Genomic DNA, 23864 nt, shown 5'->3' on the forward strand with positions numbered 1-23864 from the left:
GGCCGTCATGAGAGCCGGTATGAGGAGGGAAAATGGCGAGAACGGCGCGTTCGTCGAAGGTCGATCAAGCCTACGAGATCATAAAGAATCGCATCACGGACGACACCTACGGCCCCGGAACCCGTCTCGTGTTCGACCAATTGGCGCGCGACCTGGATATCAGCGCGGTTCCGGTCCGTGAGGCGGTCCGCCGGCTGGAGGCCGAAGGGTGGGTGACCTACCAGCTCAACGTCGGCGCCCAGGTGGCCACCTTCGACGTCGAACAGTACCGCGCCGCCATGGAGGCCCTCGCGCTCCTGGAGGGCTACGCCACCGCCACGGCCGTCCCGCACATCGACGACCAGACCCTGCGCAAGGCCCGCGCCCTCAACGACCAGATGCGCAACGCCCTCCCCCGCTTCGACCCCCTCGCCTTCACCCGGCTCAACCACGCCTTCCATGCGCTCCTGTGCGAGAAGTCCCCGAACCTCCACGTGCGCGGCCTGCTCGAACGAGAATGGCAACGCCTCGACCTGCTCCGCCGCACCAGCTTCAGCATGGTCCCCCGCCGCGCCGGCGAGTCGGTACACGAGCACGACACCTTGCTCCACCTGATCGCGGCCAGTGCCGACCGGACGACGATCGAGATCTTCAGCCGCCGGCACAAGCTGAACACCCTGCGCGCGGTGGCGCAGCAACCCTGACCGGGCATGGAGTCCGGAACGGCCGGGCGGAGCGCTCCCTCCCATCCGTGCCGATCTCCGCTCAGCTGCTCGCGATCCCCGGCAGGACCAGGTCCGTCGTGTTCGGGTAGTCGGCCAGCCGGCGTGCCTTCCCGGTGCCGACGTCGACTCCGTAGGCGCGCGTGCGCTTCTCGTCCGTCACCATGACCGTGAGCTCCGATCCACTGCGCCAGAGACCCGTGACCAGGACGGGCTGACCCTCGGGAAGGCCGTGGATCGGCACCTTGCGCAGCTTGCGCCCGGTTCTCGTGTCGAGCAGGGTGAGCGTGCGCAGCTCTTGGACCCACTTCTTGTAGTCGCGTCTCTCGAAGGCGGCGACCGTGCGTCCGTCCGGAGCGAGTTCGCTGAAGCCCATGAACTCGCCGTCGAAGCGCACCGGCTCGCCTCCGCCGGTGACGGGCATCAGCCACAGGTCGGTCTTGAGGTACCGGACGAGTTCGGCGACGCCGTTCCTCACCCCGATCGCCTCGTACGCGCCGGGCACCCGCACCGTCGTGCCGGTTCGCACGTCGATCAGCAGCCCGGGCTCCTTGCTCCCCTCGCGCGGGTCGAACACCACGTAGCGGCCGTCGTCGGAGAGCACGAGCATGGAGCCCGCACCGATGCGTGCCTCCTTCACCGTGACAGGGGACGTCACCCGCGCGCCGCTCATCAGGTCGCGCACCACGTGCGCCTGGGCCTGCCGGCTGTAGTAGGCGAGCTTGCGCCCGTCCCGGCTGATCGCGACGGGCACGCGACGGTTCCCGGCGGTCATGGCGAGCGCCTGCGGCAGCCGGTAGGTCCTGCCGTCGTGGGTGACCACTCGCCACTCCACGGCGCCGCAGTCGAAGCCCTTGCGCCCCTTGCCGGTCTTGCAGGGCGTCTCGTACGCGTATTCGAGCGGTCCCACCTCGCCCTCGGGCAGGTCGCGCACCGCCTGCGCCTGTCCCGGCACGGCCGCTTCGTAGGGTTTGGACGGCATCACGGCGGCCGTCACCACCGCCACCGCCGCGACCGTGGCCACCGTCGCGGCGGCGGACAGCATGGCGGTCGCGCGCCGCCGGCGCCGGTGGCCCGCGAGCACCAGGTCGGCCAGGTCCACCGCGGGCGCCTCCTCGGCGATGCCGCTCAGCGCTCTGCGCAGCCTTGTCATCGTGTCACCTCCTGGAACTCGGAAAGGGAACGCGGCTCGGCCAACTCGGGCGCGAGCGCGCGCAAGCGGGCCAGCGCGCGATGGGTCTGGCTCTTGACGTTGCCGACCGAGCAGCCGAGCGCCTCGGCCGTCTGCGCCTCGGTGAGGTCCTCCCAGAAGCGCAGCACGATCACGGCGCGCTGCTTGCGCGTCAGCCGGGCCAGCGCCTGGCGCAGCATGATCCGGTCGACCGTCTCCTCGTCGTAGGAGGCGCCGTGCTCGGGCGGAGAGGCGCTCGGCCACTCCACCTGCAGCCGGCGCCGCCACGAGATGTACTGGTTCACCAGCGCCTTGCGCGTGTACGCCTCGGGGTTGCCGTTCACGGACAGCTTGGGCCACTGTCCGACGACCTTGATCAGCACGCTCTGCAGCAGGTCCTCGGCGAGGTGGGCGTCTCCCGTGAGCAGGTACGCCGTCCGCATCAGCGTCTGCTGGCGGGCGAGCACGAACTCGCGGAAGCCGTCGTGACGATCCAATGTGACCTCCTCTCGCCCGTTCCCAACGCGACCCACCGGGCGAAAGGTTGCAGGCGGCGGTGATCCCACGCCGGCGATGCCGTCGCGTGTCAGGCGTCACGCAGGCGCAGCGACAGCGCTCCGGCCAGGAGCGCGGCCGCGGACCAGATGGCGAGGACGCCGAGGCCCGCCCAGGGGGCGATGGGCAGGTCACGGAGATCGGTGGTGGCCTGGACGGCCAGGCCGGCCGTCATGGGGCCGATCCGCTCGAGCAGGCGCTGCCCGTGCGGATCGCCGATCGCCTGGGAGAGGACGGGGAAGAGGTAGAGCATGCCGAGGACGATCCCGATGCCGGTCGCGGAGTCCCGGACGGCGGTGGCGACGCCGAGGCTGAGCAAAGCCACCAGAACCAGGTAGAGGACCGACCCGGCCGCCGCGCGCAACGTGGGCCCGTCGGCCAGGGTCGGGGCCGGGTGGCCGCGGCCGGGGAGGATGAGCCGCGCCGCCAGCAGCGACCCGAGAACCGCGACGGTCCCGGCCGCGGCCACGACGCCGGTGAGGGTGACGGCCTTCGCCGTGAGGACGGCGCCCCGACGCGGTGTCGCCGCCAGGGTGGCACGGATCGTGCCCGAGCCGTACTCACCGCTGATGGCCAGCACGGCCAGGACGGCGACCAGCGCCTGGCCCAGCGCGACTCCGGTGAGGCTGAGCCTGGTCACGTCCACGCGGCCGCCGCGGTTCATCACCGACGTCACCACGACGCTCACGGCCACGGTCAGCGCGACGGCGCCGAGCAGCAGCCACAGGGAGCCGGCGAGGGTCCGCGTCTTCGTCCACTCCGCGTGCAGGGCCGCTCTCATGCGTCCCTCCTGCGGAGAACCACGGCCGCCAGGACGAGGCCGGCCACCGCGTAGCCGGCCAGGACGGCGTACCCGGCCCACGGCGCCAGCGGGTAGTAGCCGTCGTACGGCGTGTAGATGCTCGTGACCTGGTGATACGGCACAAGCGTCTGCTGGACGGCGAAGGCCGCGGCCGGCGTCACCCGAGCCAGCCGGTTCGACACGTCGGCGGGCAGGAACGGGACTTGGGCGACCAGGAGGTAGGGCAGCACGAGGACCGCGACGACGCCGGTCACCGCCGCGGCACCGCGCCGGAACACGGCGCCGGCGGCGAGAGCCAGGATCGCGGCGGTCGCGAGCAGGGCCGCGGTCCCGAACGCGATCCGCGAGTGGGCCGCGAACGTCACCGGGAACAGGTACACGCCGTGCGCCCGCGCGAGCCTCTCGCCGAGCGGAACCGCGACGACCGCTCCCACCAGCCCGGCGACGAAGGTGACGGCCCCGAGGACGACGGCCTTGGCCGCCAGCACCCGGCCCCGCCTCGGGACGGCGGCCAGGGTCGTGCAGATCGTGCCGTCCCGGTATTCGGCGGTGACGAACTGCGCGCCCACGACGATCACGGCGATGAGCGCGGCGAACGTGCCGGTGAGGATGTCCGCGAGGGTGCCGCCGGTCGGCAGGGTCTGGCGGAGGGCGGGGGCGATGTCGCCGGCGCCGGTCACGGTGAAGCGGCCGTCGGACCACGTGAACGAACCCGACGTGTTCCGCGGGTAGCCGGAGAAGCTGGGGGATTCGGCTCCCACCTGGTCGCCTGTCCAGTCGCCACCGGCCCAGCCCCCCTGGACACGGAGGTCCCCGAAGTCGGCCGTGGACACGCTGGGGACCGTGCCCATGCCCTCCACGGAAGGCGGAGACGCGACGAACGGCCCGCCCTGCGCGGTCGGCCCGAGTCCGTCCACGTGCACGGTGCCCATCTTGGTCCAGTGCGTGCCGTCGGCGGAGGCGTAGCCGGTGATCGCGTCGCCCGAGCGGTCCAGACGCAGCCGGCGGGGAGAGGCGGCGGAGACGGGGCCGGGGATGCCGGCCGTGCCGCCGACGTAGCCGTGCTGCATCCGCACGCCGTGGCCGCCGGTGACCATGATCGCCGCGTAGGGGGATCCCTGACGGGTGCTCTCCTTGATGATGAGCCCCGCCTTCGCCCACGGCACGCTGCCGGGCCGCAGGTCCGCGGGACCCGTGGGGACGGCGCTCCTGAGTGCGGAGACGGAGACGGTGATGCCGCCGTCTCCGGTCAGCGGCCGGTGCACGAAGTAGAAGCTGTCGGTCACCGGCGCACCACCGGGTCCCACCGGAACGGCCGGCGCGCCACGCTGGTCGCTGCTGACCCCGGCGAGCAGGGCGACCAGCACCACCATCGGCGCCACGGCCACCATCGCGAGCACCCACCCCCGGACGGAGCGGAACTTGGTCCACTCGGCGTGCAGCACCTGGAGAAAGCCGTCCCGCCCGGCCCGCTGGGCCGATCGGTACCGCGTCATGACGGGGGTCACCGCGGCGGCTCCGCGGGCGTCGCGGCGTGGAACTCGACCGCGTCGCGGGTGAGCTCCAGGTAGGCCTCCTCCAGAGTGGCGCGGTACGCCGACACCTCGGCGAACGGGACCGCGCTCGCGCGCAGCAGCGTCACGACACGCTCCGAAGGCAGGCCGGAGACGGTCAGGGCGTCCCGGCCGGTGGCCGTCACGGTGGTGCCGGCACGCGCGAGCACCGTCGTCGCGTCCGGACCGGCCGTGGTACGCAGGGCCACCCGGTTGCCGGACGCGGCCGCGATCAGGCCGGCCACACTCGTGTCGGCGATGGCCCGGCCGCGCCCGGCCACGACGAGATGGTCGGCCGTGTCCTGCAACTCGCTCATCAGATGGCTGGACACCAGCACGGCACGGCCCTGCGCGGCCAGCGACCGCAGGAACCCGCGCATCCAGACGATGCCTTCCGGGTCCATGCCGTTGAACGGCTCGTCGAGCATGACGATCGGCGGGTCGCCCAGCAGGGCCGCGGCGATCCCGAGCCGTTGCCGCATGCCGAGCGAGTAGCCCCCGGCCCTGCGCCGGGCCGCCGGGCTCAGGCCGACCTGCTCGATCACCTGGTCGACCCGCCGCGCCGCCAGGCCCTGGGAATGCGCCAGCCAGAGCAGGTGATCGCGACCGCTCCGGCTCGGGTGCAGCGCCGCCGGGTCCAGCAGCGAACCGACATGGGCGAGCGGGCGCCGAAGGCCGCGGTACGGCTTCCCCTCGATCAGCGCGGTGCCCTCGTCCACCGCGACCAGCCCCAGGATCACGCGCATCGTGGTGGACTTCCCTGCCCCGTTCGGCCCCACGAAGCCGGTCACCAGCCCGGGATGGACGGAGAAGGACATGCCGTCGAGGGCCTGGGCCGCCCCGTACCGCTTGCGCAGCCCGGCGACGACGATCCCTGGGGCGCTCATCGGGGTGAGCAGCCGACTCGATGTGGTCTCATGCGGGTAGATGTACATGGCGCCTGGTTCCCGCCCGGTCTCGGCCGCCGCGACCCGGTTGGAACCCGCGAGCTGGCATCGTTGGGTACGTGACACGCCGAACCGGCGGCCCGTCCCGCCGCCCTCCTCGCCCGTCCGGTGGTGGTCCCCGGTGAGAGTCCTGGTGGTCGAGGACTTCGAGGTGCTGGCCCGCTCCATCGGCACCGGACTGCGCCGCGAGGGGATGGCCGTCGATGTCGTGCTGGACGGGACCGACGCCGTCGACCGCCTGGCCGTCAACCGCTACGACGTGGTCGTCCTCGACCGGGATCTGCCCGGCGTCGGCGGTGACGACATCTGCCGGCGACTGGCCGGCGACCGCTCCGGCACCCGCGTGTTGATGCTCACCGCGGCCGACACGATCGAGGACCGCGTCGAAGGGCTCGGCCTCGGCGCGGACGACTACCTGCCCAAGCCGTTCGCCTTCGCCGAACTGGTGGCCCGTGTCCGCGCCCTGGCCCGGCGGGCCACCCCACCGCTTCCTCCCACTCTGTCCTGCGGGGACGTCACCCTCGACCCGGCCCGCCGGGCGGCGTTCCGCGCCGGCCGGCGCCTCGAACTCAGTCCGAAGGAGTTCGCCCTGCTCGAATGCCTGCTCGCCTCGGCGGGCCTGGTCCTGCCCGCCGAGGAACTTCTGGCACGGGTCTGGGACGAGGCGGCCGACCCCTTCACGTCCGCGGTCAAGCACACCGTGCACCGGCTGCGCGCCAAACTCGGCGACCCCCCGGTGATCGAGACCATCCGTGAAGGCGGCTACCGGATCGGGCCGGCGTGACGGCCCGCCCACTCCCTCGGCGGTCCTTGCAGGCCCGGCTCACGTTCTTCTACGCCACGGGCCTCTTCGTCGCCGGGGTCGTCGTGCTCCTGATCGTCGAGGTCCCGCTCGCCGGCGTCGAGTCGGTGACGCGCGTCGGCGGTCCGCCTTCTGGTGCGATCACCGGCACCGGGGACGGGATCGGCCCGCACCGGCTCCTCGCCGTCTCCGCCGTCGCGCTCGCCGCCCTCATTCCCATCGCCCTCGCCGGCGGCTGGTTCGTCGCCGGTCGCTTCCTCAGGCCGCTGCGGGCCATCACCGCCACCGCCACGGCCATCTCCGCGGGAAACCTCCACCGGCGCCTCGGCCTCGGCGAGCCCGCCGACGAGCTGACCGAGCTGGGCCACATCCTCGACGACCTGTTCGCCCGCCTCGAAGCCTCCTTCGACGCCCAGCGGCACTTCGTCGCCAACGCCTCCCACGAGCTGCGCACTCCCCTCGCCGGTCTGCGGACCCTCCTCGAGGTGACGCTCGCCGATCCCGGCGCGGACGCCGGCACCCTCCGCTCGGCCTGCGAGGAGGCCCTCGCTCTCGGCGGACACCAGGAGCGACTCGTCCGGGCGCTGCTCGCCCTGGCCGTCAGCGAGCGCGGCGTCACCCGCAGGGACACCCTCGACCTGGCGCACGTCGTCGCGGGAGTACTCGCCTCCCGCCGCGACCAGGCGGCACGGAAGGGCATCGACGTCGCCGAACGTCTGACGACCGCGGTGACGTCCGGGGACCTGGGGCTGATCGAAAGCCTCGTCGCCAACCTCGTCGACAACGCCGTCCGTCACAACCACCCGGACGGGCATGTCCAGATCACCACGCGGGCCTCCGGCACGGAGGTGACCCTCACGGTCGCCAACAGCGGGCCGGTCGTTCCCGAGGATCAGATCGAGCGGCTCTTCCAACCCTTCCAAAGGTTGGCCGCCGACCGGGACGGCCGCCGCGAGGGCTACGGTCTCGGCCTCGCCATCGTCAACGCGGTCGCCCAAGCTCACCAGGCCGCCCTCACCGCCGGCCCGCGCCCTCACGGTGGCCTGACGGTCACCGTCCGGTTTCCGGTCAGGGCGACGGCGCGCCGGTGAAGAGGGGCAGGACGGCTCCTCCGGCGATGCCCAGGGCGAGGGAGGAGGCGGCGGCGAGGTAGGCGGTCGTGGCGGACCAGCGGCCGGCGGGGGCGTGGACGTCGGCGGGGACGCCGGGCGTTCGGAAGAGAGGGGTCAGCCAGCGGAGGTAGTAGAAGAGGCTGGCGACGGTGTTGGCCACGGCCAGGGCGGCCAGCCAGGTGTAGTCGCCGTTGACGGCGGCGGCGAAGACTTCGAGTTTGCCGAGGAAGACGCCGGTGGGCGGGGTGCCTACCAGGCCGAGCAGGCAGACGACGAGGACGGCGGCCAGGCCGGGGTGGCGGTGGGCCAGGCCGCGGTAGTCGTCGAGGGTGCGGGCGCTCGGGAGTTCGGTCACGACGGCGAACGCGCCGAGGTTGGTGACGGCGTAGGCGGCGAGGTAGAACAGCAGGGCCGGCTGGGCGAGGTCGCTGCGGGTGGCGACGGCCACGGCCATGAGCAGGTAGCCGACCTGGCTGATGGTGGAGTAGGCGAGCAGCCGCTTGACCGAGGTCTGGAAGAACGCGGCCAGGTTGCCGAGCGTCATGGACAGGGCGGCGAGCACGGCGAGCAGCAGCGGCCAGTTGACCTCGCTCGCGGGGAACGCCTGGTGGAGGAGCCGGAAGGCGGCGATCAGGCCGCCGATCTTGGGGAGGGTGGTGACGTACGCGGCGACGGGCGCCATGGCGCCGTCGGTCACGTCGGGCACCCAGTAGTGGGCCGGCACGCCGCCGATCTTGAACAGCAGCCCGGCCAGCACCGCGACGAGGCCGACGGCGACCAGCCCGTACGGGGCGGAGGGCAGCGCCGGGCGCAGCTCTCCGTACAGGGTGGCGTGGCCTGCGGCGTAGAGCACGCTCACCCCGGCGAGCATGACGACACCCGTCAGAGCTCCCATCAGGTAGTACTTCAGGGCGGCTTCGGTGCTGGTGGCGTCCTTGGCGAAACCGGCCAGCGCATAGGCGGGGACGCTGGCGAGAAGGTAGCCCGCGAAGAGCATCAGCAGGTCATTGGCGCCGATCATGGCGAGGGTCCCCCCGCCCGTCAGGAGCAGCAGCACGTAGTACTCGGCCTCGCGCTGGTTCCCGCGCAGCCACTCCACCGACATCGCGCCCACCGGCACCAGGGCGCCGAGCACGATCAGCCGTCCCGCGCCGGTGGCGGTGTCGACCGCGAAGGCGCCGGAGAAGACCAGTTGGTCTCGCCCGCCGGCCATCGTGACCGCGGTGACGACGACGCCGGCCACGCAGGCCGCGGCGGCCAGGGCCGCGACGACCCACTGGCGGCGGCGGGGCAGCCACGATCCGGCGAGCAGCCCGGCGACGGCGGCGACGAGCAGCGCCGTCTCGGGGACGAGGGCGGCGAGGTTCTCGTTCACCGGGCGACCAGGCCCACCAGGGTGCGGCCGGCCGGTTCGATGACGTCCAGCAGGAAGCGCGGCGCGACGCCGATGACCAGCCCGAGCGTCAGCAGCGGCGCGATGGAGAACGTCTCCGCGGCGACCATGTCGCCGAAGCCGCCGGCGCCGGTGGAGGAGGGCAGGCGCAGGGAGCCCATGAACATGCCGCGCAGCGCCCTCAGGAACAGCGCGGCGGTGATGAGGATGCCGGTCAGGGCGATGGCGGTGGCGACCGCCTGGGAGGCGAGGCTGCCGGTGAAGATCTGGAACTCCGCGATGAATCCGGAGAAGCCGGGGATGCCCAGGCTCGCGAACGCCGCGACACCGGTCGCGGTGGCCAGCTTAGGCGAAGGCGCGGCCAGTCCGGAGTACCGGTCCATCTCGTAGGTGCCGCCGCGGTCGTAGAGCACGCCGGAGAGCAGGAAGAGCGCGGCGGTGAGCAGACCGTGGCTGACCATCTGGGTGACGGCCCCGGTGACGGCGAGCGTACGGGCTTGCACGTCGGTGCCGGCGAGCACGCCCGCCGCGCCGACCGCGAGGACGATGTAGCCCATGTGGTTGACGGACGTGTAGGCGATCATGCGTTTGAAGTGCGTCTGGCCGAGGGCCACCAGCGCTCCGTACACGGCGGAGACCGCGCCGACGACGATGAACACCATGGCGTATTCGCGCCAGGTGCCGGGGAGCAGCGGCATCGCGATGCGGACGAAGCCGTAGGCGCCCATCTTCAGCAGGATGCCGGCGAGGATGGCGGACCCGGCCGCGGGCGCGTCGGTGTGCGCCGGGGGCAGCCAGGTGTGGAAGGGGACGGTCGGGGTCTTGACGGCCAGGCCGGCGCCGATCGCCAGCAGGACCAGCGCGGCGTACGCGCCCCGGCCTGCCAGGGGGTTCGCCCGGGTCAGGTCGAGCATGTCGAAGGTGTGCGGCGTGGCCGCCAGGTACAGGCCGATGAAGCCGAGCAGCAGGGCGAGCGAGCCGATGAAGGTGTACAGGAAGAACTTCAGCGCCGCCGCGCGCCCCTGCTCGCCGTGCCCCCAGCCGGCGATGACGAAGAACATGCCGACGATCGACAGGTCGAAGAAGACGAAGAACACGATGAGGTCCAGCGCGACGAACAACCCCAGGCACACCGTCTGCAGGAAGAGGAACAGGCACGTGTAGGCGCGGACCCTGCGGGTCTCGCGCAGCGAGTACACGGCGACGGCGAGGAAGAGCAGGCAGGTGAGCGCCACCAGCGGCAGGGACAGGCCGTCCACGCCCACGTGGTAGCTCACTCCTGCGCTCGGGATCCAGCGCACCCGCTGCTCGTACCGCAGGCCGCCGCCGGCGCCGAAGTTCGCCCACAAGGCGATGACGAGCGCCAGGTCCGCCGCGGCGGTGGCGATCCACACCCATACACAGGCACGGCCGGGAAGCCTGCGCGCCACCAGGACGGCGCACGCCAGCAGCGGCAGGAAGGTGACGACGGTCAGCACGGGTCACCTCACCAGCAGCAGGAGGAGGAGCAGCACCCCGAAGCCGATCGCGGCCTGGACGTAGTACTGGTGCAGCAGGCCGGTCTGCGGACGCCGCGCCCACCGGCCCAGGCGGCGTGCCCCGGCCGCGACCGCGCCGACCGACGCGTCGATCCCGTGGTCGTCGAAGCGAGCCGCGAGCCGGGCGGCGGACATGCCCGTGCGCCCGACGCCCCGGACGGCGGCGTCGAGGACACGGTCGTCGAAGGCGGCCAGCAGCCGGGCCAGCGCCATCACGGGACGGGCCACCAGCGCGTGCGCGCCGTGCTCCAGCCCCAGCCAGCGGACCGCCCATCGGCCGCGCTCCACCGGCGTCACGACGGGGCGGGTCCTGCTCCACCAGGCGAACGCGGCGGCGGCGAGCGCGACGGCCGCGGACAGGCCCAGCTCCCACCCTTGGGGCGAGGGCTCACCGGCACCGCCGACGGCCGCGCGCAGCCACGCGGAGAGCCCGGGAAGCCCGAACACTCCCAGCGTGGCGGCGGCGAACGCGAGCGCCACCAGCGGCGGCTTCATCGGCCAGGTGACGCGCCGGGTGCCCTGTCGCTCGGTGTCGTAGCCGTCCTCGGCGTCGGCAGGCAGCGGTCGCCACACGTACCACAGTGCCTTGACGCTGTAGAGCGCCGAGACGGCGGCCGCCGCGAGGCCGGCGCCGTACGGCCAGAGACCGCGCTCGACGGCCGCGGCCAGGATCTCGTCCTTGGCGACCCACAACGACAGCGGCGGGAGTCCCGCCAGGGTCAGCGCCCCGGTGGTGAAGACGGCGCCGGTCACGGGATAGGTCCGGGCCGCGCCGCGCAGCGCGGGGAGCTGTTTGGTGCCGAGGGCGGTCAGCCAGGCCCCGGCGGCCAGGAACAGCCCGGCCTTGGTCGCGGCGTGGGCCATGAGCTGCGTGGCGCCGCCGGCGACGGCGCCGCTTCCGGCGGCGAGCACCATGAAACCCACCTGGGCGGCGGTGGAGGCCGCGAGCAGTTGCTTGAGATCGGTCTGCGCGACCGCGACGAGCCCCAGGAGCAGCGCGGTGAGGGCGCCGGCCCAGGCGACGAACGGCCCGGCCCAGCCGGTGGCGGCCGCCAGCGGCACCAGCCGCAGCAGGAGGTAGGCGCCGGCGGCGACCATGGTGGCCGAGTGCAGCAGCGCGGAGACCGGGCTCGGGCCCTGCATCGCCCGCGAGAGCCAGAAGGAGAAGGGCAGTTGTGCGGATTTGCCCAGCGCGGCGCACACGACCCCGGCGGTGACCACGTGCAGCCAGGGCGACGCGACGGCCGGCAGCGCGTTCAGGCTCAGCGTGCCGGCGCCGCCGGCCAGGGCCGCGCCGGCGGCGACGTAGAGCCCGAGATCGGCGGTCCTGGTGGTGAGGAACGCGATGTCGGCGGCGCGCACCCGGCCTGGCCGGCGCCACCAGTACCCGATCAGCGCCCAGCTCATGGCCCCCATCACCTCCCACGCCATGAGGAGCGACGCGAGCGTGGTGGCCGTGACGGTGACGAGCATGGCGCCGGCGAAGATCAGCATGAGGCCGAAGAACCGTCCCCGGTTCTCGCCGGGGCCGAACTCGCCCGCGGAGAAGACGAGCACGGCGACGGTCACCGCGGCGACCGTGACCACCATGACGGCGGACAGGCCGTCCACCGCCAGCCCGGCGCGGATCCCGGCGAGGAGCGGCGCGCTCGCCCGGGGCCGCAGCGCCGCCGCGGCGACGGCCAGGGCGAGCGTCGTCCCGGCCGCGGCGACGCCCAGCGCGGGGACGTACCGGTCGAGCAGGTGCCCGGCGAGCGCGAGCCACGCGCCGGCCCCGAGCGGCACGGCGATGAGCGCCCACAGTAGCGCGCTCATCCTTCGAGGTCCTTGGCCATGTCCGCCATGTCGATCCGACGGGTCCTGAAGATGGCGGTGGTGACCGCGAAGCCCATGGCCATCTCGACGGCCATCGCCACGACCGCGGCCACGACGATGACCTGCCCGCTCCCCACGGCGGGCGCGAGGAAGCGCCAGAACGCGGCGGCGCCGACGATGACGCCGCCGATCATCAGCTCGATGCCCATCATGATCATCACGATGGACTGCTGGGCCAGCGCGCCGAAGAGGCCGATCGCGAAGAGCCCCGCGGCCAGCAGGAGGAACAGGTGCAGGGTCATCGGCCCACACCTCCCCCCGCGGGATCACGCGGCGGGCGCCGGTCGAGGTCGTCGCCGAACCGGTCGTAGCGCCCGCGGCGGGTGGCCAGCACGATCGCCCCCACGATCGTGGCCAGCAGGACGAACCCGAGCACGATCATCGTCAGCATCTGCGCTCCCATGAGGGACTCCCCCACCTGGAACGTCGTGTCCGCGGGCGGCGAGCCGGTCCGCCGCGGCCAGGGCACCAGGAAGATCCCGGCGGCCAGCGCCACGAAGACGGCGGCGCTGACGGCCAGAGAGCCGCGCTTGTTGTGCAGCATCGACATCGGCATCAGGCCCGCCGGGTTCATCATGTAGGCGATCATGAACACCGCCATGAGGGCCATCTCCATGACCATCATCAGGATGGTGACGACCCCCAGATACGGCAGTCCGAGCAGCACCACCTCACCGCCCACGCAGATCAGCGACGTCAGCAGCGCGAACGTCGCCCTGGCCATGGAGTCGAAGCGGAACACCATCCCGCCACTGACCAGAGCCAGCACTCCGAGGATCCAGAACGCCGCCACCTCCACCAGTGCCCCCTAACGGCCGTTCAGGACGACCAGCGCCGGGACGAACGCCTGGAGGATGGACAGAGGGAGGACGACGACCCAGGCGAACTCCACATAGCGGTCGGCCCGGACCAGCGGGAGCCGTCGTCGTCCCCAGACCAGCAGGGCGAGCACGGCCAAGGTCTTGATCACCGACCAGGTCCAGGCCGGCAGGACGGGGCCGGCGCCGCCGCCGAGGAACAGCGGGACGGCCATGGCCGATCCCGCCGCCAGCAGCAGCCACCGGCCCGCCGAGAGCAGCAGCCGGTCGACTCCGGACGTCTCGCCGAACACGCCCCCGGCGATGTCCCGGCCGGCCGGGTAGGCGAAGCAGCCGAGGAAGCCGAACGCCAGCACACCCGCGAGGTACACCACGAACGCCAGCGGCATCCACACCACGAACCACAGACCGCCCTGCGCGGCGGCGATGTCGCCGACCCGCAGCGACTCCGCCCGGATGGCGGGCGTCATGAGCGCGAACATCAACGGAAGTTCGTAGGCCAGCCCCTGCGCGAGGAAGCGGTACCCGCCGATGAGGCTGAACACGGAGTTCGGCCCCCAGCCGGCCAGCCACAGCCCGGCCCACGTCAGCACCTCCATCGCGTTGAACCACACGACGCCCACCGACAGGTCGGCGACCACCACGTCCCCGACGGGGACGACCAGGACGGCCAGCACCGCCGCGACGGGCACCGTGATCACACCGAGCCGCCACAGCGGCACGTCGGACGCGGGCAGCCGGCGGGGCTGCGCCACGAGCAGGCGCGGCACTTCCAGGAGGGGGCGGGCCGACATGGTGATCGGCCGTCCCGCGTCCCGCGCGGACAGGGCCGCGTCGTAGACCACCGCGCTCAGCGCGAAGGCCACCAGAAGCGCGGGGACCGCGAACAGGCTCCACCACGGCGTGACCTCACCCATGGGCGGCTTCCGCGGGCCGCGCCGCCAGTTCGTCCGGGTCGGGATCGAGGCTGGCCACGATCAGCCGGGCCGCGGCCATCTCGGCGCCCTCCAGCAGCGCGGGCAGCACTCCGGCCAGGGCCGCCGACGGCGAGCGCGGGCCGCGCGCCGGGCCGCGCGGGCCCTCGTCCCGCGCGGGATCGAGCGGGCCCGGTTCCGCCAGCCGGTCCAGGTCCTCCAGCACCGTGGCGAGCCACAGCCGGTAGCGGGCCGTCACGTCGCCGTCCGCACGCGCCGCCGGCCCGCCGACGCCCGCGGCCGCCGCCTCGCTCGCCGAGAGCGGGCCCAGCCCGCGGGTCATCCAGGACAGCGTGCGCGACCGGCCGACCCGCCGCGCGAAACGCCGCACGCCCGGCCCGGCCGTCGCGGGCGCCGCGCCGTGCAGAAGCTCGTCGCGCAGCCGCCGCGCGGTCGTGGCCGCCGCGGGCCATCCCGCCACGGACAGCAACCTCCCCATGCTGTCGAGGTGCGCCGCCGCCCGCCGCCGGCTCGCCTCCCCGACGGTGACGTGCTCTCCCGCGGCGGCACGAGCCCACGGCTCGGTCCAGAAGGGCGCCGCGGACGGCGCGTGGCCCGGCGCCGGCGCCACGAGCACGGCCCGCTGGACGACGTCGCCCTGCACGGTGAGGCGCAGGATCAGGCCGCCCGGCCAGTCGGCGAGGAACGGCCCGAGCGCGACGTGCAGCCGGTCCAGCGTCAGCCCGTCCCGGTCGGGGCCCTGCTCGGCCATCGGCAGCCCGGCGGGCATCTCCGTCTCGCCGTCGCCGTGCCCGCCCGCGTCGTCCGCCTGGCCCAGGTCTCCGCCGGAGAGGGAGACCGGGGCGGTCGCCGATGTCCGGTCGGCCAGGTGAGAGCGGGCCGCTTCGAGGGCCCCGGCGACCTCGCCGGCGTCGTCCACCTGGGTCCGGAAGCGCGGGGCGGGCATGTCCCGCCACAACCGTTCGAGCGCCGGCTCCAGATCAGGGCCGCAGGGACCCGTGATGAGCAGGATGTCGGCGTCCGCCGGTGTGAGCGCGAGCGGGAGGTCGCGCAGGCGCAGTTCCCGCTCCGCCGCCAGCCGTACCCGCGTGCCGCCGGGCGGCGTGGCCGGCAGCACGTGCGGACGGGCGGCCACGGCCCGCAGCGGCACGGCGGTCAGGTCCATCGCAGCGCGCCCTCCCGCCAGGCGTAGGCGACACCGGCGAGGAGGATCGCCAGGAAGACGAACATCTCGATCACGGCGCCGACGCCGACGGCGGAGATGACCCGCACCCACGGGTACATGAACACCATCTCCATGTCGAAGGCCAAGAACAGCATCGTCACCGGATACCAGCGCACGTGGAACCTGCTCACCGCGTGCTGGGCCGGTTCCAGCCCCGACTCGAAGGGGCGGGCGACCACCGGGACGGCGGTCACCCGCACCCACCAGGCCGCGCCGTAGAGCACCGCCACCATGAGCGAGGCGAAGCCCAGCAGTGCGACGGCGGCGGCCGATCCGCTCACAGGTCCGGCGCCGTCACTACGGGCAGCGCGGGGTCTCGAAGACGACGCCGTCCAGGAGGTTGCCGGTCGCCGGGTTGCCGCCCGCGGTCGACACCGACCGGAAGGAGAACCGGGTGACGGTCTGTCCCGGCGGGACGACGTAGGTGCCGGTGTAGCGGCGCCAGGCGGTGTTGCCGTCGGTGATGTCGGGCGAGGAGGCCCCGGCGGGGGTCTGCGCCACGGTCGCGCCGGGCGCGCCGATGAGCACGTGCATCGTGTCGGCGCCGGCGACGCCCCGGTGGTACAGCGACCACGTCATGACGGTTCCGGGAACGGTGGGCAGGTCCTGGTACAGCGTGGAGAACATGTTGGCGTTGAGCTCGGCGAACTGCTGCCCGTCGGCCGCCGGGACCCCGCCGTAGCCGGTGCGCCAGAACTCCACCAGCTTGTCGGTGGCGGTGGTGTGCCAGCCGATGGCCGGGTTGGTCGAGGCGTCGGGCAACATCTGGTATCCGGTCACCGGTGGCGCCTCGAAGCCGCCGTTGGCCAGGGTGACGGGCGTGTCGGTGCAGGGGACGGCGACGGTCACCTTGGCGGTGGCGGTGCCGCAGTCGGTGGTGATCGTGTAGGTGAAGGTGTCGGTGCCGACGAAGCCGGGGGCGGGGGTGTAGACGACGGCGTTGCCGGAGACGGTCGCGGTGCCGTGGCCGGGGGCGGTGACGCCGCTGATCACCGGGGCGGTGGCGGTGTCGTTGGCCAGGACGGGCACGGTGACGGGCCTGCCCTGTGCGGTGGCGGTGTCGTCGGCGGCCGAGGTGGGCGAGATCGACTGACCGTTGACGATCTGGATCGGCGGGGCGGGGGTGTTGTTCCCGAGCTGGCCCGGGAAGGCGATGACGCTGCTGATCCCGCTCGGCCGGATGGTCATGCCGCGTCCGGCGGTGCCCTGGCGGACCCGGAAGGTGATGACCTTGGCGGACGGGTCGGTCTTGGAGCCGGGCGAAGTGATCGACAACGTGGTGCCGTTGATCGCGCCGGTGCCCGACTGGCCGATGACGTCGGCGCCGGCCAGCAGGGACGACAGGTCCCAGGTGGTGGTGTAGGTGCGCACGAGCAGCGGCCACTGGCTCGTGCGGTGGGTCAGGGTGACGGTGAAGGTGCTCCCCGGCGCGATCTGCCCGCCCCAGAGGGACGGAGAGGTGACGACCGAGACCGACCCGCCGCCGAGCCGCATGCCCAGCACGTTCTTCCAGTAATAGTCGACGGGGTAGTTCGCCTGCCCCTGCCGGACACAAGGCCCGGCCGCGGCGTGTGTGACGGTCCGCGCGGCGGGCTGCCGCGTCGTGGCGCCGGCCGGCGCCGGCGTTCCCGGCGTCATCAGCAGTGCCGTCACGGCGCAGGCCAGTACGGCGAGCGCGGACCTCGGGCGTTGTGACATCACCATGGAACTCCGATCGGTCATGAGGAACACATCCAAGATCAAATCCACAGTGATGTTACCGAGAGTGATGTGATCGTCGCCGCTTGTGCCGTCGCGAAGATTCCGTGTCGTACCCGCGTCCCCGGCGACGAGTGATCACGGAAGTCTCCGCGTCCTGACGCGAAATGATGGCCCGGCTCCCGACATAGGCCTAGGTGTCCGTACATCGCGACATGAAGGAGGCGGCCATGGGGATGCCGACGACATCGGGGACGGGACCGGCCCGTGGCTGAGGAGCCGGCCAGGTTCGAGTCCGTGTACCGAGCGACATACGGCCAGATCACGGCCTACGCGGCCCGCCGCTGTGACTCGCCGCAGGATGCGGCGGACGTCGTCGCGGAGACCTTCGCCATCGCCTGGCGGCGGATCGCCGAAGTGCCGGAGGGAGAGCAGGCCACGCTGTGGCTGTACGGCGTGGCACGGAAGGTGCTGGCCAACCACTATCGGGGCGAGGTGCGCCGCCAGGCCCGCAGCGTGGAGCTCGACGCCGAGATGGCCGACCTGTACGAGGCCGCGCCCGACAGCGGGGTCGAGCTGACGGCGATCGCGCAGATCTTCCGCACCCTGCCGGACGCCGATCGGGAACTGCTGTCCCTGGTCGCCTGGGAGGGGCTGGACCGGCAGCAGATCGCCACCGTGCTCGGCCTGTCCCGCAACGCCGTGCGCATCAGACTCCACCGCGCCCGCAGGCGCTTCGCCCGCGCGCTCGCCGAGGCGGACGTGCACTTCGCACTGGAAGGCCGGTTGACCCCGGCCGAGGGACGGTTCTCATGAAGGACATCGACGACATCGACGTGATCACACGGAAGCTGGCCCGGGTGGAACCGGGCAGGCCGGGCGGGCACGCGGCCGGCCCCGGGGCGCGCGAGCTGCTGACCGCGATCACCGCCGAGCGGCCGGAACCGTCCGCCCCCCGGCCCCGGCGCCACTCCGCCCGGCGGCTGACCGTGGGGCTGGTGGGCGCGGGGCTGCTCGCCGGGGGCATCGTCGTGGGGCCGAGCCTGCTGCTGAAGGACGGCGGCACCTCCTCCTACGCGGTCACCAAGGACTCTGACGGCGTCGTGTACGTCCAGGTCCGGAACTTCCGCGACAAGGCAGGACTGGCGAAGCGGCTGGAAGAGCTCAACGTCCCGGCCATCGTCGACTACGCGCCGCCGGGCATGTGGTGCGAGGAGCCGCGCGGCGCCTATGCCGAGGACGTTCCGCGCGGCCTGTACTCGGTGCCGGAGAACATTCCCGGGGAGGAGGGCGGCGAGGGCTGGCAGATGCGGATCGACACCAAGCTGTTCAAGCCGGGCCAGACGTTCGTCTGGACGATCAGCGACCGCTCGACCAGCACGATCCTCATGAGCGGCCCGGTCGCCCCGTGCGTCCTGGTGCCCGACGCGTCCCGCGAGGTGAGGGTGATCGAGCCCGACTATCGGCCGGCGACCACGAAGGGCGGCTCGCTCTCCGGCTTCCGGGTGGACGAGAAGACGGTCGGAGAGGTGCGGCCCGAACTCGAGAGGCGCGGGTTGAAGGTCACCTATCTGATCATGGCGGTCGCGCCGGACAATCCGGGCGGCTTCGGCGAGGTGCGCACGCAGAGCCGGCCCGTCGGCGACGACTGGATCGTCTGGGAGGCGGAGCAGTCCATCCGCCGGCCGGGGCTGATCCGCCTGCTCGTCACGGAAAAGCGCTTCGACAGGAACCCTGTTTACGGCGGTCCGCGCGACGACGTCATCAAGGAATAGCCGCGCCGCCAGAAGGCGCGTACGTCACCGGAGCCGAAAGTGTGAACGGAACGGAGACGGCATCGGCGCGGACCACCGAATAGCTCACCAACGCCATCCCCGCGCCAATGCCGTCTTCGCTTCGCCGATATACCGGCGGTAACATCACACCGTGGACGCTTGACACCACTCCTTCAGTGCCTACGGAGGTCGGCGGTTGCATCGATGCGCGGAGCAGGGACCGGATGAAAGCAGGCTGACGGGGACGCGTGACCGGCTTCTCAGGGCCGAGGAGGCGGCGCGGCTGGCCGATCTCTTTCGCCTGCTCGGTGATCCCACCCGCGCGCAACTCCTGTACGCGCTTCTCGAATCCGGCGAGTTGTGCGTCTGTGATCTGGCATCGGTCGTCGCCGTGACGGACACCGCCGTTTCGCATGCTCTCCGCCTGCTCCGCACCGCAGGTATCGTGACAAGTCGCCGCGCCGGGCGGATGATCTACTACCGGCTCGCCGACGTGCACGTGCGCATGCTGCTGGATCTCAGTCGTGAGCATCTGCGCCACGAGCTTCCCCGCCAGGACCAATTCACGGCATATCCCGTCGAAGGCGCATGAAGGCTGAATGCAGAGCGGGCCGAGAACCGGCCGATAATGGGTACATTTCCACCATAATGCGCTCTTCCTGCATTCATAGCGGAAAGCTCCCACCATGGCGTCAACCACCAAGCCCTGACGCCCGCTTGGGGTTCCAGCTACATCTGAACAATTAATCAGAGGTTGCAGTATCAGCGTTTCCCGGCCGATGGCGCAGGGTAATCATCCAGTCGCGGACCGTTATTAGGCTGGAAAAGGGGCATTCGCGGGATGTGCACCGCACGCTCCGAAACGCCTGAAGGGCTTGGTGAGGCAGGCCATGTCAGACGAACACCGGGACCACGACCCGCATCATCGAGACCACGTACCGGAGCACGTCGTCACCGGGACCTCGATGCCGGCGGTCACTTCGAACCACCGTGACGGCGGCGGGGTGACCCCGGCCGACGTCCACCACAAAGTGTTCTCCACCGTCCGCTTCCGCGAGGGATACGACATGGCGGAAGTGGACGGCTTCCTCGCGCAGGTCGAGGCCACGCTGACCGGCCTCCTGCACGAGAGAGCCGTCCTGACCGCCCGGCTCGGCGCGCTCCCCCGTTCCGGCGACCCGTCCCAGACCTCGGCCGGCGAGAACGTGGCGCGCATCGTCGCCGTCGCGCAGCAGGCCGCCGATCAGGTGATCCGCGACGCTCACGAGCAGGCGGCCGAGATCATCACCCAGGCGCACGCCCGCGCGGACGCCGTCGAGGACGCCGCGGCCGCCGCGGCCGCCGTGCGCGAGCGCGACGCCGCGACCCGGCACCGCGCGGCCATGGCGGAGCTGGACGGCCTGCGCTCGACCCGTGAGCGCCGGATCCACGAGCTGTACGCCCTGACGCGTGACTACGGCGCCCGCTTCACCGGCAGCATGGAAAGCCAGGCCCGGCAGATCCACGCGCTCGTCCGGGACCTGGAACGTCAGGCGGACGCGTTGTTGCGCGAGCTGGACCCCTCCTCGGCGCATGCCGCCGCGACGGAGCAGCCCGCGGCGGAGGACGCCGGGCCGCTCGGCCGGACCCCACAAGCCGCCGGACCATCGAAGTGACGGCGATCATGCTGAACCATTGGTCACAGGCCGGAGGGCCCGTACTGAACGGACAGGCGCCCCGTGGCGGGGCATGGATCGCCGTGATCCTCGTGTCCCTGTCCACGCTCGCGGGATCGTGGCTCGTCAGAGCCAACTCCCGGCGCCTGGCGGGCTGGCTGGCGGCCGCCTCCGCGGTGATGCTCATCACCGCGGTGACCGACATGCTCCCCGACGCCTGGAGGGACGCGCGGGAGGAAGGCGTCGCCCTCTGGGTGATCGGGATCGCCATGGCCGTGGGCTTCCTGGTCATCACCTACTTCACCCGCAAAGGATGCGGCCACGACCACTCGGGGAGCCGGCCGGCGGGAGCTCACGCGCCCGGCCGGCATCGGCCGATCAAGCAGGTCATCGACGCCGCGCTGTTCGGCGGAATGGGCACGGCGACGGCGCTGACCGCGCACCGGGCCATCGAGGGGGCGACGCTGGCGCTCACCGGGTCGGTGGTCGTCGTCCTGGCGCTGATGGTGCACTCCGCCAGCGAAGGGCTCGCGCTCACGGCCCTGCTGGACATCGCCGGGCAACGCGTGGCGCCATGGATGGTCGCCGCCTGCGTGAGCCCGGCCGTCGGGGTCGTCACCGCCTTCGTCAGCCCGATCCCGGGCGGAGCCGTTCCGGTGCTGCTGGCGATGGTCACCGGCGTGATGCTCCGGACGGCGTTCGTGGGGCTGAAGCTCGCCACCCGGGAGCGGGGCGGGCTGTCGCCCTGGCAGGTGACGGTGGCCGCGGCCGCCGCGGTCGGCATCGGCGCCCTGCTGCTGCTCGCGCACTGACCGGTCACGACTCCGGCGAGAGAGCCGTACGGCTCTCTCGCCGGAGTTCTCGCGCGGGTCAGGGCCTAATCGGCCGTCGGGTGGTCATGGTCGTCGTGGCACGCCTCCGCGTGACTCCGGTGGCCGGCCGGGTGTCGCGGGAGGAGGGATCGGGATCAGCTGGTGTTCTCCAGCGCCGGGGGAGGGGTGTCGGCGTCGGGCATCAGCCGCAGGAACGACTTGGCGCGGGGCGTGGAGGGGTTGCTGAAGAAGACGCGTGGCGGGTGGTCTTCGAGGATGTAGCCGGAGTCCATGAAGACGACGCGGTCGGCGATCCGCCCGGCGAAGGCGACGTCATGGGTGACCAGCACCATCGCGATGCCACGCGCCGCGAGGCCGCGCATCGTGCCGAGCAGGGCGTCGCCGAGCTCGGGGTCGAGCGCGGAGGTCGGCTCGTCGAAGAGGATGACCTCCGGGTCCATGGCCATGGCCCGGGCGATGGCCACGCGTTGCCGCTGTCCGCCCGAGAGCCTCGCCGGATGCCGATCCCGCGTGTCGTCGATCCCCAGGCGCGCGAGCAGGCGCTCGCCGACCTCGATGGCGTAGGAGCGGGGCAGACCCCGCACCGATATCGGCCCTTCGATGACGTTCTCCAGGACCGTGAGGTGAGGGAAGAGGTGGAACTCCTGGAACACCATCGCGGTGCGGATCCGGATGTCGCGGATCGCGCGCCGCTGACGCCGGTCCGGCGGCGAGGAGCAGTTCACCGTGTGCCCCTGGACGCGGATCGTTCCCGCCTCCGGCCGTTCCAGCATGTTCAGGCAACGGATCAGGGTGGTCTTGCCGGCCCCCGAGGGCCCCATGACGGCCACGACCTCACCGGTGCGGACGGTCAGGTCGACGCTCTTGAGCACCTGCCGTTCACCGAAGTGCTTGTGCAGTCCCCGCGCCTCGATGGCCACCGCGTTCATGCGTAGGCCCTCGCCATCCGCCGCTCCAGGATCTCCTGTCCCGCCGACAGCGCGCTGTTGACCAGCCAGTAGACGACACCGGCGATCACGAACGCCTCCACGTACCGGAAGGAGGAGGATCCGACGCTCTCCGCGACCCGGGTGAGCTCGACGACGGTGATCACCGAGGCCAGCGACGTGTCCTTCATCAACGCGATGAAGCGGCTTCCGATGGCCGGGGTCGCCACCCGCAGCGCCTGCGGGAAGACGATCCGGCTCATGATCCGGTGATAGGGCATCCCGAGGGAGCCCGCGGCCTCCCACTGGCCGCCGTGGACGGCCAGGATGCCGCCGCGGAAGTTCTCGCTCAGATAGGCGGCGGAGTAGAGCGTGAAGGCGAGGATCGCCGAAGGGATGGGCGGGATGCGCACGCCGAGCTGCGGAAGCCCGAAGTAGACGAGCATGAGCTGGATCAGCAGCGGAGTACCGCGGAACACCGAGACGTAGGCGATCGCGGCGACCTTGAGCACGCCGAACCGGGAGATCCTCGCCAGCGCGACCAGACCGCCGATCAGGAAGCCCAGGGCGAACGACACACCCCCCAGGACGACGGTGATCGCCAGCCCGCTCAGCAGGCTGGGCAGCGACGCGGTGATCAGGTCCATCACTCCTCCTTTCCAGTCGTTTGCGTGCCTGTCCCGCCGAGCTTCGGCGCGAGCCCGCGCAACTCGGCCGCCATGTCGAGGCCGTCGAACCAGCGGCGCGAGATGGACGACAGCGTGCCGTCGGCGATCATGCCGCCGACGGCCCCGTCGACCTCCCGCTTGAACGCCGTGGACTCCTTGCGGAACGACATGCCGAGCGCGTCGGTGCGCAGGATCGGCCCGGCGGGCCGGATGGCCAGCCCCTTCTCGGCGGTCAGGTGGAGACCGAGGAACCGGGACACCAGGGCGGCGTCCGCGCGCCCCCAGGACAGGTCGGTGAGGCCGAGCGTGGCGTTCTTGTAGATCCTCAGATCGGCGCCGGGGACGCGGGCGCGGGCGAACTCGGCCTCGACGGTGCCCTCCGACACCGCTATCCGCTTGCCCGCCAGATCGCTCAGGCCGTGGATCGCGGTATCGCCCCGCCGCACGAAGATCGACACGGCGTTGACGGCGTAGGGCCGGGAGAAGCCGACCTGTTCGCCGCGCCGTGCCGTGATCGTCTGGCCGGAGATCACGATGTCGAAGCGGTCGGCCCGGATGCCGCCGATGAAGCTCGCGTAGTCGGATCCGACGAACTCCACCCGCGCGGCCTTCACGCGCCGTGCCACCTCGCGGGCGACGTCCACGTCGTACCCGGCGGGCCGGCCGTCGCGGTCGAGGAAGTTCCACGGCGGGTTGGCCTGGGTGAGCGCCACCCGCAGGACCCCGGCCGCGCGCACGCGTTCCAGCGTGTCCTCGCCCGTCCCGCCGGAGCACGCGACGCCGGTCAGGCAGGCCATCATGATCACTGTGAGGGCGGCGGACACAGGAAGCCGGTGCCCGCCGCCTGTCATCGCCGGTTCCGCGAGCCGTCGCGCACGGCCG

General features: G+C 72.2%; 25 protein-coding genes. 8 read left to right on the top strand and 17 right to left on the bottom strand.

Annotated features, from left to right (window positions below; all coding sequences use genetic code 11):
* The first annotated feature begins 32 nt into the window (after nt 1-32).
* The gene (locus tag BJ981_RS08075; RefSeq protein ID WP_184609466.1) at nt 33-683 is read left to right on the top strand and encodes a GntR family transcriptional regulator; all 651 of its coding nucleotides are present in this window, start codon (nt 33-35) and stop codon (nt 681-683) included.
* 61 nt (nt 684-744) lie between these two features.
* On the opposite strand, the gene BJ981_RS08080 is transcribed toward BJ981_RS08075, so the two are convergent.
* From BJ981_RS08080 to BJ981_RS08100, 5 genes are all read right to left on the bottom strand, one after another.
* Entirely contained in the window at nt 745-1854 is a 1110-nt protein-coding gene (locus tag BJ981_RS08080) for a hypothetical protein (RefSeq protein ID WP_184609467.1), read from the bottom strand.
* Entirely contained in the window at nt 1851-2369 is a 519-nt protein-coding gene (locus BJ981_RS08085; protein WP_184609469.1) for a SigE family RNA polymerase sigma factor, read from the bottom strand. The genes BJ981_RS08080 and BJ981_RS08085 overlap by 4 nt, the downstream gene beginning before the upstream one ends.
* Nucleotides 2370-2458: 89 nt before the next feature.
* On the bottom strand, nt 2459-3208 hold the full coding sequence (locus BJ981_RS08090; protein WP_184609471.1) for an ABC transporter permease subunit: 750 nt from the start codon (nt 3206-3208) through the stop codon (nt 2459-2461).
* Entirely contained in the window at nt 3205-4725 is a 1521-nt protein-coding gene (locus BJ981_RS08095; RefSeq protein ID WP_184609473.1) for an ABC transporter permease subunit, read from the bottom strand. Before BJ981_RS08095 ends, BJ981_RS08090 begins: the two co-directional genes overlap by 4 nt.
* A gap of 8 nt (nt 4726-4733) precedes the next feature.
* Nucleotides 4734-5669 carry an ATP-binding cassette domain-containing protein gene (locus tag BJ981_RS08100; protein ID WP_184609479.1) on the bottom strand — a complete coding sequence of 312 codons (936 nt, stop codon included), beginning with the start codon at nt 5667-5669 and terminating at the stop codon, nt 4734-4736.
* Nucleotides 5670-5850: 181 nt separating this feature from the next.
* Here BJ981_RS08100 and BJ981_RS08105 point away from each other — a divergent pair, with 181 nt between their 5' ends.
* Both BJ981_RS08105 and BJ981_RS08110 read left to right on the top strand, forming a co-directional pair.
* Nucleotides 5851-6513 (top strand): response regulator transcription factor, encoded by a 663-nt coding sequence (locus BJ981_RS08105; protein WP_184609481.1) that lies wholly within the window; start codon nt 5851-5853, stop codon nt 6511-6513.
* Nucleotides 6510-7622, top strand: coding sequence for a sensor histidine kinase (locus BJ981_RS08110; protein WP_184609483.1), 1113 nt, complete (start codon nt 6510-6512; stop codon nt 7620-7622). The genes BJ981_RS08105 and BJ981_RS08110 overlap by 4 nt, the downstream gene beginning before the upstream one ends.
* Here BJ981_RS08110 and BJ981_RS08115 read toward each other — a convergent pair.
* Genes BJ981_RS08115 through BJ981_RS08155 form a run of 9 tightly spaced genes read right to left on the bottom strand, consistent with a single transcriptional unit; the run spans nt 7600 to nt 17149 of the window.
* Nucleotides 7600-9018: an NADH-quinone oxidoreductase subunit N gene (locus BJ981_RS08115; RefSeq protein ID WP_184609485.1), complete on the bottom strand. Its 1419-nt coding sequence runs from the start codon at nt 9016-9018 to the stop codon at nt 7600-7602. The genes BJ981_RS08110 and BJ981_RS08115 overlap by 23 nt on opposite strands.
* Nucleotides 9015-10514, bottom strand: coding sequence for a complex I subunit 4 family protein (locus tag BJ981_RS08120; protein WP_184609487.1), 1500 nt, complete (start codon nt 10512-10514; stop codon nt 9015-9017). The genes BJ981_RS08115 and BJ981_RS08120 overlap by 4 nt, the downstream gene beginning before the upstream one ends.
* 3 nt (nt 10515-10517) lie before the next feature.
* Nucleotides 10518-12389 (bottom strand): proton-conducting transporter transmembrane domain-containing protein, encoded by a 1872-nt coding sequence (locus tag BJ981_RS08125; RefSeq protein ID WP_184609489.1) that lies wholly within the window; start codon nt 12387-12389, stop codon nt 10518-10520.
* Entirely contained in the window at nt 12386-12691 is a 306-nt protein-coding gene (locus tag BJ981_RS08130) for an NADH-quinone oxidoreductase subunit NuoK (RefSeq protein WP_184609491.1), read from the bottom strand. Before BJ981_RS08130 ends, BJ981_RS08125 begins: the two co-directional genes overlap by 4 nt.
* A complete protein-coding gene (locus BJ981_RS08135; RefSeq protein ID WP_239139533.1) occupies nt 12688-13248 on the bottom strand; it encodes an NADH-quinone oxidoreductase subunit J family protein in 561 nt (186 codons plus the stop codon). The genes BJ981_RS08130 and BJ981_RS08135 overlap by 4 nt, the downstream gene beginning before the upstream one ends.
* 9 nt (nt 13249-13257) lie before the next feature.
* Nucleotides 13258-14184, bottom strand: coding sequence for a complex I subunit 1 family protein (locus BJ981_RS08140; protein ID WP_184609492.1), 927 nt, complete (start codon nt 14182-14184; stop codon nt 13258-13260).
* A complete protein-coding gene (locus BJ981_RS08145) occupies nt 14177-15367 on the bottom strand; it encodes a hypothetical protein (RefSeq protein WP_184609494.1) in 1191 nt (396 codons plus the stop codon). The genes BJ981_RS08140 and BJ981_RS08145 overlap by 8 nt, the downstream gene beginning before the upstream one ends.
* A complete protein-coding gene (locus BJ981_RS08150) occupies nt 15358-15708 on the bottom strand; it encodes an NADH-quinone oxidoreductase subunit A (RefSeq protein ID WP_239139534.1) in 351 nt (116 codons plus the stop codon). Before BJ981_RS08150 ends, BJ981_RS08145 begins: the two co-directional genes overlap by 10 nt.
* Before the next feature lie 16 nt (nt 15709-15724).
* On the bottom strand, nt 15725-17149 hold the full coding sequence (locus BJ981_RS08155; protein ID WP_184609496.1) for an Ig-like domain-containing protein: 1425 nt from the start codon (nt 17147-17149) through the stop codon (nt 15725-15727).
* A gap of 273 nt (nt 17150-17422) precedes the next feature.
* On the opposite strand from BJ981_RS08155, the gene BJ981_RS08160 reads away from it, so the two are divergent.
* The 5 genes from BJ981_RS08160 (at nt 17423) to BJ981_RS08180 (ending at nt 21367) form a co-directional block, all read left to right on the top strand.
* Nucleotides 17423-17941 (top strand): RNA polymerase sigma factor, encoded by a 519-nt coding sequence (locus tag BJ981_RS08160; protein WP_239139535.1) that lies wholly within the window; start codon nt 17423-17425, stop codon nt 17939-17941.
* On the top strand, nt 17938-18900 hold the full coding sequence (locus BJ981_RS08165) for a hypothetical protein (RefSeq protein ID WP_184609500.1): 963 nt from the start codon (nt 17938-17940) through the stop codon (nt 18898-18900). The genes BJ981_RS08160 and BJ981_RS08165 overlap by 4 nt, the downstream gene beginning before the upstream one ends.
* Before the next feature lie 196 nt (nt 18901-19096).
* A complete protein-coding gene (locus tag BJ981_RS08170; RefSeq protein ID WP_184609502.1) occupies nt 19097-19492 on the top strand; it encodes an ArsR/SmtB family transcription factor in 396 nt (131 codons plus the stop codon).
* A 298-nt stretch (nt 19493-19790) separates the two neighbouring features.
* Nucleotides 19791-20555 (top strand): DivIVA domain-containing protein, encoded by a 765-nt coding sequence (locus BJ981_RS08175; RefSeq protein ID WP_184609504.1) that lies wholly within the window; start codon nt 19791-19793, stop codon nt 20553-20555.
* Nucleotides 20556-20638: 83 nt separating this feature from the next.
* Nucleotides 20639-21367: a ZIP family metal transporter gene (locus BJ981_RS08180; RefSeq protein ID WP_184609505.1), complete on the top strand. Its 729-nt coding sequence runs from the start codon at nt 20639-20641 to the stop codon at nt 21365-21367.
* Between the two features lie 155 nt (nt 21368-21522).
* Here the strand turns inward: BJ981_RS08180 and BJ981_RS08185 are convergent, their stop codons facing one another.
* From BJ981_RS08185 to BJ981_RS08195, 3 genes are read right to left on the bottom strand one after another with little or no spacing between them, the layout of a single operon-like run.
* Nucleotides 21523-22317, bottom strand: a complete 795-nt coding sequence (locus tag BJ981_RS08185; RefSeq protein ID WP_184609507.1) for an amino acid ABC transporter ATP-binding protein — start codon at nt 22315-22317, stop codon at nt 21523-21525.
* Entirely contained in the window at nt 22314-22961 is a 648-nt protein-coding gene (locus tag BJ981_RS08190; protein ID WP_184609508.1) for an amino acid ABC transporter permease, read from the bottom strand. Before BJ981_RS08190 ends, BJ981_RS08185 begins: the two co-directional genes overlap by 4 nt.
* A complete protein-coding gene (locus tag BJ981_RS08195; protein ID WP_204070513.1) occupies nt 22961-23806 on the bottom strand; it encodes a transporter substrate-binding domain-containing protein in 846 nt (281 codons plus the stop codon). Before BJ981_RS08195 ends, BJ981_RS08190 begins: the two co-directional genes overlap by 1 nt.
* Nucleotides 23807-23864: the final 58 nt, after the last annotated feature.

Origin of the sequence: Sphaerisporangium krabiense (assembly GCF_014200435.1) — a bacterium.
Classification (GTDB): Bacteria; Actinomycetota; Actinomycetes; order Streptosporangiales; family Streptosporangiaceae; genus Sphaerisporangium; species Sphaerisporangium krabiense.

Excerpts from the sequence above, each read along its gene's own strand:
- BJ981_RS08075 (WP_184609466.1), top strand. The coding sequence starts at position 33 with ATGGCGAGAACGGCGCGTTCGTCGAAGGTCGATCAAGCCTACGAGATC.
- BJ981_RS08080 (WP_184609467.1), bottom strand. The coding sequence starts at position 1,854 with ATGACAAGGCTGCGCAGAGCGCTGAGCGGCATCGCCGAGGAGGCGCCC.
- BJ981_RS08090 (WP_184609471.1), bottom strand. The coding sequence starts at position 3,208 with ATGAGAGCGGCCCTGCACGCGGAGTGGACGAAGACGCGGACCCTCGCC.
- BJ981_RS08095 (WP_184609473.1), bottom strand. The coding sequence starts at position 4,725 with ATGACGCGGTACCGATCGGCCCAGCGGGCCGGGCGGGACGGCTTTCTC.
- BJ981_RS08100 (WP_184609479.1), bottom strand. The coding sequence starts at position 5,669 with ATGAGCGCCCCAGGGATCGTCGTCGCCGGGCTGCGCAAGCGGTACGGG.
- BJ981_RS08125 (WP_184609489.1), bottom strand. The coding sequence starts at position 12,389 with ATGAGCGCGCTACTGTGGGCGCTCATCGCCGTGCCGCTCGGGGCCGGC.
- BJ981_RS08130 (WP_184609491.1), bottom strand. The coding sequence starts at position 12,691 with ATGACCCTGCACCTGTTCCTCCTGCTGGCCGCGGGGCTCTTCGCGATC.
- BJ981_RS08140 (WP_184609492.1), bottom strand. The coding sequence starts at position 14,184 with ATGGGTGAGGTCACGCCGTGGTGGAGCCTGTTCGCGGTCCCCGCGCTT.
- BJ981_RS08145 (WP_184609494.1), bottom strand. The coding sequence starts at position 15,367 with ATGGACCTGACCGCCGTGCCGCTGCGGGCCGTGGCCGCCCGTCCGCAC.
- BJ981_RS08155 (WP_184609496.1), bottom strand. The coding sequence starts at position 17,149 with ATGACCGATCGGAGTTCCATGGTGATGTCACAACGCCCGAGGTCCGCG.
- BJ981_RS08165 (WP_184609500.1), top strand. The coding sequence starts at position 17,938 with ATGAAGGACATCGACGACATCGACGTGATCACACGGAAGCTGGCCCGG.
- BJ981_RS08175 (WP_184609504.1), top strand. The coding sequence starts at position 19,791 with ATGTCAGACGAACACCGGGACCACGACCCGCATCATCGAGACCACGTA.
- BJ981_RS08185 (WP_184609507.1), bottom strand. The coding sequence starts at position 22,317 with ATGAACGCGGTGGCCATCGAGGCGCGGGGACTGCACAAGCACTTCGGT.
- BJ981_RS08190 (WP_184609508.1), bottom strand. The coding sequence starts at position 22,961 with ATGGACCTGATCACCGCGTCGCTGCCCAGCCTGCTGAGCGGGCTGGCG.